Annotated in this window: 9 protein-coding genes; 3 read left to right on the forward strand and 6 right to left on the reverse strand. The window is 67.4% G+C overall.

The features are described from left to right. Window positions 1–6: 6 nt before the first annotated feature. The 4 genes from JOY88_RS12110 to glk form a co-directional block, all read right to left on the reverse strand. Window positions 7–1,527 (reverse strand): tryptophan halogenase family protein, encoded by a 1,521-nt coding sequence (locus JOY88_RS12110; RefSeq protein WP_293502712.1) that lies wholly within the window; start codon window positions 1,525–1,527, stop codon window positions 7–9. An 82-nt stretch (window positions 1,528–1,609) separates the two neighbouring features. Beyond that, entirely contained in the window at window positions 1,610–3,868 is a 2,259-nt protein-coding gene (locus JOY88_RS12115; RefSeq protein WP_293502714.1) for an alpha-amylase family glycosyl hydrolase, read from the reverse strand. Between the two features lie 119 nt (window positions 3,869–3,987). Then, entirely contained in the window at window positions 3,988–6,801 is a 2,814-nt protein-coding gene (locus tag JOY88_RS12120; protein WP_293502716.1) for a TonB-dependent receptor, read from the reverse strand. Between the two features lie 434 nt (window positions 6,802–7,235). After that, window positions 7,236–8,228: a glucokinase gene (glk, locus tag JOY88_RS12125; RefSeq protein ID WP_293502717.1), complete on the reverse strand. Its 993-nt coding sequence runs from the start codon at window positions 8,226–8,228 to the stop codon at window positions 7,236–7,238. 321 nt (window positions 8,229–8,549) lie between these two features. Here glk and JOY88_RS12130 point away from each other — a divergent pair, with 321 nt between their 5' ends. Both JOY88_RS12130 and JOY88_RS12135 read left to right on the forward strand, forming a co-directional pair. Then, window positions 8,550–10,436 carry a glucokinase gene (locus JOY88_RS12130; RefSeq protein ID WP_293502718.1) on the forward strand — a complete coding sequence of 629 codons (1,887 nt, stop codon included), beginning with the start codon at window positions 8,550–8,552 and terminating at the stop codon, window positions 10,434–10,436. Window positions 10,437–10,719: 283 nt separating this feature from the next. Next, the gene (locus tag JOY88_RS12135) at window positions 10,720–11,496 is read left to right on the forward strand and encodes a glutaminyl-peptide cyclotransferase (RefSeq protein ID WP_293502719.1); all 777 of its coding nucleotides are present in this window, start codon (window positions 10,720–10,722) and stop codon (window positions 11,494–11,496) included. Window positions 11,497–11,504: 8 nt separating this feature from the next. On the opposite strand, the gene JOY88_RS12140 is transcribed toward JOY88_RS12135, so the two are convergent. Both JOY88_RS12140 and JOY88_RS12145 read right to left on the reverse strand, forming a co-directional pair. Next, window positions 11,505–11,954: a DUF4440 domain-containing protein gene (locus tag JOY88_RS12140; RefSeq protein ID WP_293502720.1), complete on the reverse strand. Its 450-nt coding sequence runs from the start codon at window positions 11,952–11,954 to the stop codon at window positions 11,505–11,507. A gap of 113 nt (window positions 11,955–12,067) precedes the next feature. Continuing rightward, window positions 12,068–13,246: an acyl-CoA dehydrogenase gene (locus tag JOY88_RS12145; RefSeq protein WP_293502721.1), complete on the reverse strand. Its 1,179-nt coding sequence runs from the start codon at window positions 13,244–13,246 to the stop codon at window positions 12,068–12,070. Window positions 13,247–13,392: 146 nt separating this feature from the next. Between JOY88_RS12145 and JOY88_RS12150 the strand changes: the two genes are divergently transcribed. After that, the gene (locus JOY88_RS12150; protein WP_293502727.1) at window positions 13,393–14,265 is read left to right on the forward strand and encodes a LysR family transcriptional regulator; all 873 of its coding nucleotides are present in this window, start codon (window positions 13,393–13,395) and stop codon (window positions 14,263–14,265) included. The last annotated feature ends 225 nt before the right edge of the window (window positions 14,266–14,490 follow it).

Raw genomic sequence — 14,490 nt, forward strand, 5'->3', positions numbered from 1 at the left:
GCGGGCTCACATGGGCCGGGCGGCACAGTGCTGGGCGATGTACTGGGCATGGTCGGGCATCACGTCCACGCACTTGGCGATCACCGTGCGGATGCTCTCCAGGTAATCGAAGGTGGCCTGCTCGCTTTGCAGCTCGGCCAGCGGATGGTGGCGCTGCGGTCGCAGGTTCTGCCCCTCCATGACCTGCAGCCATCCCACCTCCGAGAACAACTCGTTGTCCACGCGCACGATGCGGCCATGGCTGCGGAAGAGGTCCATCTTGTCCTGCAGCGTTTGCGGAATGCCCATGTGCGCGCAGTCGCGCCAGAACTCGGAGTCGTCGCGCTGGTTCAAGTGGTAGTGCAGGATGACGAAGTCGCGGATGCGTTCGTAGTGGAAGCGGCTGTCGCGGTTGAACTGCGCGATGTCCGCCTCGTTGAAGCCGCGGTCCGGGAAGAAATCGATCAGTTGCTGGATGGCCGACTGGATCAGGTGGATGGAGGTGGACTCCAGCGGCTCCAGGAAGCCGCTCGCCAGACCGATCGCGATGACGTTGCGGTTCCAGGCCAGGCGGCGCATGCCCGTCCTGAAGCGGATCGGGCGCGGGTCGGCCAGCGGCTTGCCGTCCAGGTGGGACAGCAACGTGGCCGCTGCCTCGTCGTCGCTGATGTGGCGGCTGCAGTAGACATGGCCGTTGCCGATGCGGTGCTGCAGCGGGATGCGCCATTGCCAGCCGGCACGGTGCGCGGTGGCGCGCGTGTAGGGCGTCAGCACGGGAGCTGATTCGCAGGGCACGGCCAGCGCGCGGTCGCAGGGCAGCCACTGGCTCCAGTCCTCGAAGCCGGTTTGCAGCGTCTGCTCGATCAGCAGCCCGCGAAAGCCCGAGCAGTCGATGAAGAGGTCGCCCTCGACGCGTTCGCCGCTTTCCAGCACGACGGCATCGACATGCCCCGCATGCCGCCCCTCGGCGCGCTGCGTGGCATGCGTGATCTTGCCCTCGGTGCGGCGCACGCCGCGCGCCTCGCCGAGGCGGCGCAGGTATTTCGCGTACAGGCTGGCATCGAAGTGATAGGCATGGGCGATATCCTGCAGCGGCGAGTTCTCGATGTCCGTGCGCGCCGGCATGAACTTGTTGGCCCGGCTGGCCATGCGCGTGATCGAGTACTGCTCCAGCGGATGGCCCTGCCCCGTCGCCTGCAGACGATGCCAGTACTGGTCGAAGCCGACGGGCCAGAGGTCGCGCCCCAGGCGGCCGAAACCATGCATGTAGCGGTCGCCCATGCGGCCCCAGTTGACGAACTCGATGCCGAGCTTGAAGGTGCCGCAGGTCGCGCTCAGGAACTCGTTCTCGTCCAGTTCGATGAGCCGGTTGAAGCGCTGGATCATCGGGATCGTGGCCTCGCCGACGCCGACGATGCCGATCTCGTCGGACTCGACGACACGGATGCCGTAGCGGCCCTTGAGCACCGTGGCGAGCGCCACGGCGGTCATCCAGCCGGCGGTGCCGCCACCGACGATGACGATGTTCTGGAGAGGAGAGGCTTGCACAGGCGCGTCCGGACGGTCGGCGGGTTGAGGAACATGCGAACGGCGGCAGCGCCCGGGACGCTCCCGCCGTTCTGGCGGGCGATTATTGCCAGTTGTAGACGGGCGTGTCGGCCGTGCCGGTGGAGCTCGACGGCGACGTGAACACCCGGTTGCTGCCGCCCTCCCAGACCACGTTGCCGCTGCCGTCCTTCTTGATGAACTTGAATTCGAACTGGGTGCCCTTGGGCACACTGACCGGCAGGAACCACTGCGGGTAGTTCGGGTTCATCATCACCTCGGACGCCTTGGCGGGATCCCAGGCGCCCAGCTCCGGCAGGCTGCCGACGACGTAGACGTTCTGGCCCACGGTGGTCGCCGCGTTGACCTTGAAGATGACCTGGACCTGGTCGCCAGACAACACCTCGTAGCGGAAGGTGTTGCTCGTGGATGCGCCCTTCTGCACGGTGATGTCCAGCACGCCGGGCACGGCGGCGACCGGCACGATGGTCTCGATCAGGGTGTCGCTGGCCGATACGACGGTGGCCGTTGCGGTGCCGAACTTGACCGTGGGCGTGCCGCCCAGGCCGGTGCCGTAGATGTAGACGGTGTTCCCGGCGCGACCGGAGGTCGAGACGGTGTTGCCGATGCGCGGGATGGTGGTACCCAGCGAGGGGTTGCTGGACCAGACGCTGACCGCGCCGCCAGAGAGGACGAAGCTGGCGATCTGGCCGCCGCTGACCGTGGCCGTGAAGCCCGACAGCGTGCCGGTCAGCGCGTCCGTGTAGCTGCCGCCCGGCAGCGTGGTGGACAACACCGGCACCGTGTAGCTGGTACTGGGGTGGCGGTTGACCGCGACGACGACCTCCTTGTCGTAGAACTTGCGCGAGAAGACCAGCACGTCGTTGTTCGAGTACAGGATGGTGGTCTCGCCATAGGCCAGCGCGTCGTTGGCGGCGCGCAGCGCGGCCAGCTTCTTGATCGTCACGTAGGCCGTCGTCGTCTGGCTGAAGGCCGGTGCCGCCACCTGCATGAAGCCGCGGCCCGCGATGTCGCTGGCGTTGGCCGAAGACATGTACTGCTCGGTGCCGTAGTAGATGTTGGGCGTGCCGCGCGCCGTCATCAGCGTCGCGATGGCGGCGTGGAAGGGCTTGTCGTTGGGCTGGATGTAGCGAAAGCGCGTGACGTCGTGGTTGTCCAGGAAGGTAACGGCCTGGTTCTTGTAGATGTAGTCGTTCGCCGTCTGCAGCAGCATGTTCCCGAACTGGGTCATGGTCTCGCTGAAGTTGCCGAAGGCGTTGGTGCTGGCGCGGTAGTACTCGAAGTCGAGGTTGTTCACGCCTGTGCGGTCCGGGAAGGTGCGGTACTCGTCGTACTTCGGATCGGGCCGACCGATGAAGAATTCGCCGAAATGCGCGACCGGCCCGCCGGCGGCCGAGTCGATGGCGTCCTTCAGGCCCTTCACGAACGCCGGGTTCATGTGCAGCGTCGCGTCGTGGCGGAAGCCGTCCACGCCCAGCGCCTTCCAGAAGGCCGCGGCCTTCTCCAGGTGGGCGACGACGTTGGCGTTCTCCTGCGAGAAATCGGCCAGCGAGCCAAGCTCCTTGTGGCGGAAGCCGAAGCGGCTGCTGTCGCTGCCGCGGTCGCCCAGCCCGTGGAACCAGCCGTTGACGTCGTTGTTCGGGTCGGCCAGCAGCCGCTCGGACACCAGAGAACCGGGGCAGTTGGTGGGCTCGCCGGCGGCGTCGAAGCAGTAGTTGCCGCCGGCGTCCTTGTCCGGCTCGTAGAGCTTGCCGTCCTCGGCGACGAAGCCGTTGGTCGGGTTCTTCCATCGGCTGGTGTGGTTGGTGACGAAGTCGATCACCAGCTTCATGTCCTGGGCGTGCAGCGCGTCGCGCAGCGCCTTGAACTTGGCCAGGCCGCCAAAGTGCTTGTTGGTCGCGAAGTAGTTGCGAACGTGGTAGCCGTGGAAGCTGGTCCAGCGATCGATGCTGCCGCCGGCCTGGTAGTCGAGGATGGCGGTGTCGCGATTGGCATAGGGTGCGGAGATCCAGACCGCCGTGACGCCCATGTTCTTCAGATAGGGGATCTTGTTGATGATGCCCTGCCAGTCGCCGCCCTGGTAGAGCTTCAGATCGGTGCCGGTGCCGTCGTACAGCGTCGGGTCGAAGCCGCTGGGCACGTTGTTGGACGTGTCGCCATCGGAGAAGCGGTCCGTGATGATCTGGTAGACCACGTCCTTGGGCGTCACGGGCCCTAGTGCGCCGCTGGCGGTGACCGCGCCGGCCGGCCCGGCCAGCGCGAAGGCGATGCAGGCGCCCAGTGCCAGCCTGCGGCCCAGGGACGACTTGACTCTCATATCCATGGCCAACTCCTATCCGTTCGATTGACGAGGGGAAGGCTGCGCGGCCCCACCCGCGCAGCGGTCGAGAAAGCAGTGGGAGAGCGTCCGGCCGCCATCACGGCGGCCGGACGCATGGGAGGTCAGAGCTTGTAGCTCAGGCCCAGCAAGTAGGACTTGCCGAACTTCTTGCGGTCGGTGGTCTGTCCGTTGACAGCGTCGTAGTACGAGAACCACGGGTTGGTCAGGTTGCTGCCCTGGGCCAGGATGGACAGGCCCTTGAACATGCCGCTGCCGAACTCATAGGAGGTCTGGAAGTCGACGCCGGTCGAGCCCTTGATGTAGACCAGCTGGTTGCGGTCCTGGTAATCGTTGATGGAACCCAGGAAGTCCGAGCGCTTGCGCGCGGCGACGGCAATCTGGAAGCCGTTCATTTCATAGTAGGCGCGCAGGTTGGTGACCTGCTTGGACAGGCCCGGCAGCGGGATCGTGGCGGTCTTGACGTTCTGCGTCGAGAAACCCGAGGCCGGCAGCGCGACGGAGCTGGAGGTGTTGGAGTAGTTGACCATGACGCCGAAGCCGTTCAGCCAGTTCGCGGCCAGCGACAGCGGCACGTTCAGCGCCAGCTCCATGCCACGGATCGAGCCACCCGAGCCGTTGACCGGCTGCGTGAACACGCCCACCGTGCTGCCGCTCGGCGGCAGCGACGTGCTCGGCGTCACATAGGCCTTGAAATCGAACGGTTGCCCGACGTTCAGGATGTAGGTGCTCAGCTGCTTGTAGAAGCCCGCGACGCTGACGTAGCCCTTGTTGCCGAAGTACTTCTCGTACGACAGGTCGAAGGCGTTCGCGCGGAACGGCTCCAGCCTCGGGTTGCCGCCGGTGCCGTTCAGGCGTTGCGGGCTGATGTCGGTCTTCAGCGACATCTCCACGGAGGTCTTCATGTCCTCCATGTTGGGCCGGGCCATCACACGGCCCAGGCCCAGGCGCAACACGCTGTCGCCGGTCAGCTGGGTCAGCAGGTTCAGGTTGGGGAGGAAGTCGTTGAAGCTGTGGCTGTCACCCATCGGGATGTAGGTGCAGCTCTTGGTCGCGTCATTGCAGGTGGCGTTGTCGACGCGGAAGCCGGAGCTGTGCTGCTGCGTATGCTGCATCTGCAGGCCGATGTTGCCGCGCACGTCCATTCCGCCAATCTGGGCTTCGATGTCGCCCTTGACGTAGGCGGTCGTGACCTTCTCCCTCACGCCCCAGCTCTTGCTGGCGATGTCCAGCACGGTCCAGGGAATCAGGTCGTAGACGGTACCCAGCGACCCGGCCGGGTTCCAGTTCAGCGTCGGGATGCCGGTGAGGCCGCCCACACCCACCGAGGCGTTCGGGATCTCGGCGTACGCGAGGCGGTCCTTGATCGTCCCGTTGGCGTTGAGGGCCCCCTTCACGGCCAGCGCGCCTTCGACGGCGACACGGTCCTTGGTGCGGTTGGTGAAGTTGCCACCGAACTCCACCGCCGCAACCGGCCCCCAGGAAACCTCGGTCTTGCCCGACAGGCGCAGCGCCTTGATCTTGTCCTTGGTGGTCGGATTGGCGTAGTAGCCGTCCTGCACGCCGTTGGCGCCGGCCCAGCCCTGCACGTCGGTCAGCTTGATCAGCTTGGGATCGGCGTAGTTCAGGCCGCTGGTGTACTTCACGTCGGCCAGGTTGCTGCCGTCGAAGCCGGAGAAGCTGATGGTGTCGGCGTTGTTCAGCGTGTTGCCCGGCAGACCCGCCGTGGTCTCGTAGCGCACCGAGTGCTTGTCGACCGCGGAGTAGGACAAGTCACCCTTCAGCGTCCAGCCACCCGTCTTCAGCTTGTTGGCCCAGCCGATGGACTTCAGCGTGTCCGTGTAGTCCTCGTTGTGGTTGCGGATCACTCCCTTCCAGTTCGTGAAGGTGCCGGAGGTGGCGATGCCGTTGGAGACCGTCGCGTTGATCAGCGCGCCGCCGACGTCGTTCGCCCCCGCGGACAGGCCGCCGATGGGGCCTTCCAGGCCGCGCTTCTTGACCGAGAAGTTGCCCTTGGAATAGAAGATGTCGGCCGTCGACTCGAACTCCGCGTTCGGGCGGAACTGCAGCACGGCCATCGCGCCGGTGCGGTCGAAGTCGGTGCTCTCGATGTCGGTGGTGAAGCCGCCGGGCGTCTTCACGGTGCCGCCGTTGTAGGGCACGTCCGCAACCCAGCCACCCCAGGTGTTGAAGTTCGGGCGCCCGCCGCCGTTGGACTTGTGCTTGGTCAGGCCCAGCGCCACACCGAACGTGCGGTCTGCGAACTGGTCGATGTAGGACACCGAGGCGCGATCACCGCTGCCGGTGGTGAAGCCAGGCTGGTTCTCGGCCTTGGTGTTGTGCTCCTTGCGGTAGGTGACGGCCGCGCCGCGCTTGGCGAAGTTCAGCGGCCGCACCATCTGCAGATCTATCGTCGATGACAGTCCCTGGCCGACCAGCGACGCGTCGGGCGTCTTGTAGATGACGATGCCGCCCAGCAGTTCGGCCGGGTACTGGTCGAACTCGACGCCGCGGCCCGTGCCTGTAGACGCCTGTTCGCGGCCGTTGAGCAGGCCGCCATTGAAGTCCGGCGACATGCCGCGCACGCTGACCTGCTGCGCGCGACCGGTGACAGGGCTGAGCTGGATCGCAACGCCGGGCAGGCGCGAGACCGATTCGGCGACGCTCGCGTCGGGCAGCTTGCCGATGTCCTCGGCCGAGATGGCCTCGACGATGGAGTCGCTGTTCTTCTTCACCGAGATCGCGTCCTCGATGCCCTTGCGGATGCCGGTGACGGTCACCGTCTCGAGTTGCTTGGGCTGCTGGGCCTGTGCGGACGCGCCCGCGGCGGCGATCAACAGCGTGCAGCCTATGGCCACCGGGCTGATGCGGAAGGACATGGCAGCCGGCATGCTGCGCCCGTCGTTGCTCTTGGTCATGAATGTCTCCTCTGTTTCGTGGAAAGCGACGTAGCCCTTGTCGCGGCGCTGGCTGCGGCACGCATCCCCCGGGCGAGAACCCAACGTCTCGAGCATGTTTGTATCAAAACTAGATTTTTGTCCGCACCTACGTAAACCCTAGAAGTTGCACGAAAGCGACCTGATTTCCTCGCAATACCAAGGGAAAACCAGCACACAAATGCGACACAAGTCCCTGCCCACTTGATCCATGGTCGCAAGGAAATGGCAAATCTGTAGCTCAACTACATGTCGTCGGATTGAGTTGAGTACGCCCATGAGAAGCGTGCGAATCAACGCCGCGACAGGCGCGGCAAGGCGGCGCCGACCATGCGGCGCGACGGTGCCGCCGTTCTGGTGAAGAAGTCAGGACGGGCGCCGGGGGGCGGGCAAGGCCGCGCGGCGCGGCCCGGGCATCAGGCCTCGGCTTGTTCCAGCGCTAGCGCGGCGCCAGACAGTGCGGCCAGCGTGTCCGTGATGAGGACCGTGGGGATGCCCGCCAGGAAGGACTGGAAGCGCCCCTTGGCTTCGAAGCGATGGCGGAACTCCGACCGGAAGAAGCGCTCGCCAAGGCGCGGCACGATGCCGCCGCCGATGAAGACGCCGCCACGCGAACCCAGCGTCAACGCGACGTTGCCGGCAAAGCCACCCAGCATGGCGCAGAAGGTATCCAGCGCACGAGCACAGGTCGGCGACTCGCCTGCCAGGCCCAGGGCCACGATCTGCTCGGTAGACAGGACGCCGACATCCTCACCCTCGCCCAACACCGTGGCCACGGCGCGGCACAACACCGGCAGACCTATGCCGGACAGGAAGCGCTCGGCCGACACATGCACGAAATCGCGGCGCGCCTGGTTCAGCACGGCAGCCTCGAAGTCATCGGCCGGCGCCAGCGTCGCATGCCCACCCTCCCCCGGCAGCGCCAGCCAGCAGCCGGGCGCCCGAACAACGCCACCCACGCCCAAGCCGGTGCCCGGGCCGATGACAGCCAAGACGGTGCCCACCGCCACCTCGCCGGCAGCCGGCGGCGGAGCGCCCCAGGCGCGCAGTTGGTCCGGGCGCAGCCGCGGCAGAGACAACGCCTGGGCCTCAAAGTCGTTCAGGCAGAGCAGCGTCTGCAGCCCCAACTCCTCCTGCGTGCCGGCACGCGAGAAGCTCCACGCACCATTGGTCAGGTCGATGCGGTCGCCGTCCAGCGCAGTCGCGAGCGCAAAGGCCGCGCTGCGCGGCCTGGGGCTGCCCGGCGCCTGGCCGTCCAGATAGGCCCGCGCAGCGGCGGCGGGGCCGGCATGCCCGGCCACGGGCAGCACGCGCACATCCTCCACCGGGGCACCAGGGCCGGCCACGGTCCCGAAGCGAGCATTGGTGCCGCCGACATCGGCCACTAGCCAGGGAAAGGCGGCGCTCATGCCCAAGCTCCCGATACTACGGCGATGGGGTGGAATTGCAGGGTTCGGGCTTGGACGGGCACGGATCGAGAAGGCGTGGTTTCGGGCTCGCCGGACGGTAGCAAAACTACACACCTTCGACAATACAGAGCCGCCCTGAGCGGGCGCCAATCAACTGCAAATCGCTTCTGCGACTCGACCGAGGCTCGCGCCACGGGGAAAATCGCCCCTTCGCAAGCTGTAGTGGAGCTACAGCGGCGACCGCAATCCAGGCCGCCGCCGGTACTGCCCGCCTGCTGAATAATCCGCCGCTCGACTTCTCCAGTCTCCCTGGCCGCTTCCATGCCCCGTTTCGACAGCCCCCGCCTGCTTGCCGACATCGGCGGCACCTATGCCCGCTTCGCACTGGAGGTCGGGCCCGGCGAGTTCACGCAGATGGCCTCGCTGCGCTGTGCCGAGCACACCGATTTTCACGCCGCCGTGCGCGCCTACCTGGCGGGCCTGAGCCGGCGCGACGGCGGTGCACCTCAGATCGCTCATGCGGCCATCGCGATCGCAAACCCGGTCGAGGGCGACCAGGTGCGCATGACCAACTACCACTGGCAGTTCTCCATCGACGAGATGCGCCAGCGCCTGGGACTGGACACGCTGGTCGTCGTCAACGACTTCACGGCGCTGGCCATGGCCCTGCCGCGGCTGGCCGACGTGGACGTGCGCCAGGTCGGCGGTGGCCAGGCGCGCCGACCCAGCGTCATCGGCCTGCTGGGCGCCGGGACGGGCCTGGGCGTGTCTGGCCTGATCCCGGCTGGCGAAGGCTGGATCGCACTGGGCACCGAGGGCGGCCATGTCAACTTCGGCCCGCGCGACGAGCGCGAGATGGACATCCTGCGCTTTGCCTGGCAGACGCTGGACCACGTCTCCTACGAACGCTTGATCTCCGGCCCCGGCCTTGAGCTCATCCACCGCGCGCTGGCCCACCGCAACGGCGTGGCCGCCGAGGCGCTGCTGGCCCCCGCGATCACGCAGCGCGCACTGGATGACGGCGACGCGCTGTGCCTGGAGACGCTGGAGGTCTTCTGCGGCCTGCTGGGCACGGCGGCCGCCAACCTGGCCGTGACGCTGGGCTCCCTGGGTGGCATCTACATCGGTGGAGGCATCGTGCCGCGCCTGGGCGAGTTCTTCGACCGCAGTCCGTTTCGCAAGCGCTTCGAGGACAAAGGGCGCTTCCACGACTACGTTGCGGCCATCCCGACCTTCGTCATCACGGCGGAGAACGCGACGTTCAAGGGCGCATCGGCCATCCTGGAAAACCAGCTGCGCAACCTGCAGGCCTCGCCGGGCTCGGCCATCCTGGGCCAGATCCGCCGCGCGCGCAGCGAGCTGTCGCCGGCAGAGTTGCGCGTCGCCGACCTGGTGCTGGCCCAGCCGCGCTCGGTGCTGGGCGACCCTATCGCCGAGATCGCCCGCGCCGCCGGCGTCAGCCAGCCCACCGTGATCCGCTTCTGCCGCTCGCTGGGCTGCGAAGGCCTGTCGGACTTCAAGCTGCGACTGGCCTCGGGGCTGACGGGCACGGTGCCCGTCACCCACACGCAGGTCAACACCAACGACTCCATGCTGGAGCTGGGCGCCAAGGTGCTGGGCAACACAGCCAGCGCCATCCTGCAGGTGCGCAGCCACCTGAACCGCGACGCCATCGACCGCGCCATCGACATGCTGCTGGCGGCCAGTCGCATCGAGTTCTTCGCGGTGGGCCATTACGGCGTCGTCGCCCAGGATGCGCAGTTCAAGTTCCTGCGCTTCGGCATGCCCTGCGGGGCCTACACCGACCCACGCCTGCAGCTGCTCGCCGCCGACGTGCTGCGCGAGGGCGACGTGGCCGTCGTCATCAGCAGCGGCGGCCGGCTCCCGGAACTGTTGTCCGTCGTCGAGAAGGCGCAGGAGCGCGGCGCCAAGGTCGTGGCCATCACCGCCAGCCAGAGCCCGCTGGCCAAGAAGGCCGACCTGACGCTGATCGTCGACCATGTCGAGGACATCGCGACCCACCTGCCCATGGTCAGCCGCATCCTGCACCTGCTGGTCATCGACATCCTGGCCGTGGGCGTGGCGATGCGCCGCAACCCCGACAGCATCGCCGCGCTGACCGGCGGCGCCGAGGACGATCACGCCAAGCCGGCACCCGGCATCAGCTGGGCCTCGCCGTTGGCCCGCCTCACGTCCCACAGCCGCTGAGCGGCAGGGCTCAAGCCCCCCCCGGCAGGCACATGACTTTCGCCGGGCCCGGCTTGGCTCAAGACGATGCGCGCCGCCGCTCGACTGGAACGCCAGGGCATAGGGCGCAGACCCTGAAATTCCTGGATGGACAGGAGGGCGCCGCTTCCGAAGCGCTGGCGCGGACGCGGCTTGGTGATTCACTCGCAGGCCGCCCCTCCGCCTACCCGCCTCGGCAGCGTCGTCGCGCTGGCTGACATTGCCAAGACAGCTGCGCCTGCGCTGCTTGATTTACGCTGACGGCATGAACCCGACTTTCGATTCCCGTCGGCGCGCCCTGCTGGCGGCGCTGGCCAGCGCGATAGCCACGCCCTGGGCCTCGGCCGCCCCGCCCGTACAGGGCTACAAGGTCGTCAACAGCTACCCGCACGACCCCGACGCCTTCACCCAGGGCCTGTTCTTCCACGACGGCTTCCTGTACGAGAGCACGGGCCTGCGCGGCCGCTCCAGCATCCGCAAGGTGGAGATCACGACCGGCCGCGTCGTGCAGGCCGTGGAGTTGCCGGCCGAGTTCTTCGGCGAGGGAATCACGATGTGGGGCGACCGCCTCATCAGCATCACCTGGCAGGAGCAGACCGCCTTCGTGCTGGACCTGAAGACCTTCAAGCTCTGGCGCAAGTTCAACTATGCCGGCGAGGGCTGGGGCATCACCCACGACGGTCGCGAGCTCATCATGAGCGACGGTACGGCCGAGCTACGCTTCCTGGACCCACTCAGCTTCAAGGAACTGCGCCGCGTGCGCGTGACGGCCAATGGCCGTCCCGTCGACCAGCTCAACGAGCTGGAGTGGGTGGAGGGCGAGGTCTATGCCAACGTCTGGCAGAGCGACCGCATCGCCCGCATCAACCCCAAGACCGGTCAGGTGACGGGCTGGATAGACTTGGCTGGCCTGATGCCCCAGCGCAGCGGTGCCGACGACGTGCTCAACGGCATCGCCTACGACGCCAAGGCCAAGCGCCTGTTCGTCACCGGCAAGCTGTGGCCCAGGCTGTTCGAAATCCAGCTGACCAAGCCACGCTGAGTTTCGGATCAAGTCCCGAAATCGAACACGATCTCCCAGCCCCCGGCGGGCTTGCGCCGCCACGTCGACTGGAAGCGGCCGACCTGCCTGCCGTCAGGGTCGCGCACGGGCCCGCTGGTGCGCGCCAGGTCGCCGCTGGGAAGCACCAAGGCCAGGTCGGGCCCCCAGCTGAAGGGCGGCTGGGGCGACGTCAGATAGCTGTTCCAGGCCAGCATGACGGCTTCCGGCCCGTGCAAGGCCTCCTTGCCCATCCAGATCGTGTCCGCCGCCAGAAAGCTGCGAAAGCGCGCCAGGTCGCGGGCCGCGAATGCTGCGGCGAACGACGTCTCGGTGGCCGACACCTCGGCCACGCGCCTGGCGATCTCGTCGGCATCCGGCCAGACGGGCGCGGCGGCAGCAGGCTCGCTGACGGCGGGAAGCACGGCGGCGGCAAGCAGGGCATGGCGGCGGGATGTCATTGGCGCGCTCCGGTCCGGGAAGAGCGCGAGCATGCCCCGCGCCGCCGCGCCTGTCTCAAGTCACCCGCCGAATCAACCGGGAACGGAGCGCCGCGCGAACGGCCCCGTCCCGGTCAGAAGGCGGCGATACCCGTCTGCGCCCGGCCCAGGATCAGCGCATGGATGTCGTGCGTACCTTCGTAGGTGTTCACCACTTCGAGGTTGACCAGGTGGCGGGCGATGCCGAATTCGTCGGAGATGCCGTTGCCACCCAGCATGTCGCGCGCCATGCGGGCGATCTCCAGACTCTTGCCGCAGCTGTTGCGTTTCATGATGGACGTGATCTCCACGGCCGCCGTCCCCTCGTCCTTCATGCGGCCCAGGCGCAGGCAGCCCTGCAGGCCCAGCGTGATCTCGGTCTGCATGTCGGCCAGCTTCTTCTGGATCAACTGGTTGGCGGCCAGCGGCTTGCCGAACTGCTTGCGGTCCAGCGTGTACTGGCGCGCGGTGTGCCAGCAGTCCTCGGCCGCGCCCAGGGCGCCCCAGGCGATGCCGTAGCGGGCGCTGTTCAGGCACGTGAAAGGGCCCTTGAGGCCGCGCACTTCGGGGAAGGCGTTCTCCTCGGGACAGAACACCTTGTCCATGACGATCTCGCCCGTGATGGACGCACGCAGGCCCACCTTGCCGTGGATGGCCGGCGCCGACAGGCCCTTCCAGCCCTTCTCCAGCACGAAGCCGCGGATCTGGCCGCCATCGTCCTTGGCCCAGACGACGAACACGTCGGCGATGGGGCTGTTGGTGATCCACATCTTGCTGCCCGTCAGCTCGTAGCCACCGCCCACCTTGCGGGCGCGCGTGATCATGGAGCCGGGGTCGGAGCCGTGGTTGGGCTCGGTGAGGCCGAAGCAGCCAATCCACTCGCCGGTGGCGAGCTTGGGCAGGTACTTCTGCCTGGTGGCCTCGTTGCCGAACTCGTTGATGGGCACCATCACGAGGGAGGACTGCACGCTCATCATCGAGCGGTAGCCCGAGTCCACGCGCTCCACCTCGCGGGCGATCAGGCCGTAGCAGACGTAGTTCAGGCCGGCGCCGCCGTACTCCGTCGGGATGGTCGGGCCCAGCAGGCCCAGCTCGCCCATCTCACGGAAGATGCCTGCGTCGGTCTGCTCCTTGCGGAAGGCCTCCAGCACGCGGGGGCGCAGGCGGTCGGCGCAATAAGCCGCGGCGGCGTCGCGCACCATGCGCTCGTCCTCGCTGAGCTGCTCGTTCAGCAGCAGCGGGTCGTCCCAGTGAAAGCTTGCCTTGCTGGCCATGGTCGGCGTCTCCTGAATGCAGGGCGCCCGGCAAAAGCGCCGGGCGCAGATGATGGGAAGTATTGCGCCGAGGCTCGATTCGTGTCCAATTCGAGAAACGACTTCGACGATTCGCAATTCCTATGGAAAGCACCACCAACCGCTCGATGGAGTTCCGCCATCTGCGCTACTTCGTCGCGCTGGCCGAGGAACTGCACTACGGCCGCGCAGCCCAGCGCCTGGCCATCTCGCAGCCGCCGCTGTCGGTCGCCATACAGCAACTCGAAGCCAGCGTCGGCGCGCGGCTGTTCGACCGCGACAGCAAGGGCGTGCGCCTGACGCCCGCGGGCGAGGCCTTCCGTGGCAGCGCTCAGGCCCTGCTGGACCGGGCCGAGGACGCCTGCGCGCTGGCCCGCGAGGTGCAGGCCGGCGAGGTAGGGCGGCTCAAGCTGGGCTTCGTCGGCTCCACGCTGTTCAACGGGCTGGCCGGCTGGCTGCAGCGCTTCCAAGCCAGCCACCCCAAGGTCGAGGTCATCGTCATCGAGTTGAATTCGCAGGACCAGATCGACGCGCTGCTGGGCGAGGAACTGGACCTGGGCCTCGTCCACACCGACCGCCTGCCGCCGGCCCTGGCCTCGCAGCCGCTCTACAGCGAACCCTTCCTGGCCTGCCTGCCGGCGGGCCATACGCTGGCGACGCTGGAGCAGATTCCGCTGGCTGCCCTGAGCGACCAGCCCTTCATCCTGTTCTCCCGCAAGGGCTCGCCGGACTACCACGCCCGCATCGTCGAGATCTGTCGCCGGCATGGCTTCTACCCGCGGCTGCAGCACGAAGGGCGGCACTGGCTGTCGGTGGTATCGCTGGTGGCCCAGGGGCTGGGCGTCAGCATCGTGCCGGCGGCGTTCCGGCAGGCGGGCATCCAGGGGGCGGTGTTCAGGCCGCTGGCGGAGACGATCGAGGCATCGGCGGTGTTCGCCGCATGGCGGCGCGATGCGTCGGAGGAGCTTAGGGAGCGGTTTCTGGCCATGTCTCAGGGGTGAGCCGCGCCTGCGCAAGCAGCGGCCGCCCATGCAAGAGCGGCCTTTCGGGCACTTTGCGCTGCGCACGGCACAGGGCAGCCGGCTCAGAGCCTGAGAAGCATTTGATTGCCGTTAGCCGAGTGGCCGGCGAGCCATGGGATGCAGTTGCCCGCGATGTGCTGGCGGATTCGGGTGATCGGGGTCGGCGCAGGGCCTACAGGGGCCGCCCCGCGGGCCTTCGGGGCG

Source organism: Roseateles sp. (assembly GCF_019237615.1).
Lineage (GTDB): Bacteria > Pseudomonadota > Gammaproteobacteria > Burkholderiales > Burkholderiaceae_C > Pelomonas.

Excerpts from the sequence above, each read along its gene's own strand:
- JOY88_RS12130 (WP_293502718.1), top strand. The coding sequence starts at position 8,550 with ATGCCCCGTTTCGACAGCCCCCGCCTGCTTGCCGACATCGGCGGCACC.
- JOY88_RS12115 (WP_293502714.1), bottom strand. The coding sequence starts at position 3,868 with ATGGATATGAGAGTCAAGTCGTCCCTGGGCCGCAGGCTGGCACTGGGC.
- JOY88_RS12140 (WP_293502720.1), bottom strand. The coding sequence starts at position 11,954 with ATGACATCCCGCCGCCATGCCCTGCTTGCCGCCGCCGTGCTTCCCGCC.
- glk (WP_293502717.1), bottom strand. The coding sequence starts at position 8,228 with ATGAGCGCCGCCTTTCCCTGGCTAGTGGCCGATGTCGGCGGCACCAAT.
- JOY88_RS12150 (WP_293502727.1), top strand. The coding sequence starts at position 13,393 with ATGGAGTTCCGCCATCTGCGCTACTTCGTCGCGCTGGCCGAGGAACTG.
- JOY88_RS12145 (WP_293502721.1), bottom strand. The coding sequence starts at position 13,246 with ATGGCCAGCAAGGCAAGCTTTCACTGGGACGACCCGCTGCTGCTGAAC.
- JOY88_RS12135 (WP_293502719.1), top strand. The coding sequence starts at position 10,720 with ATGAACCCGACTTTCGATTCCCGTCGGCGCGCCCTGCTGGCGGCGCTG.
- JOY88_RS12120 (WP_293502716.1), bottom strand. The coding sequence starts at position 6,801 with ATGACCAAGAGCAACGACGGGCGCAGCATGCCGGCTGCCATGTCCTTC.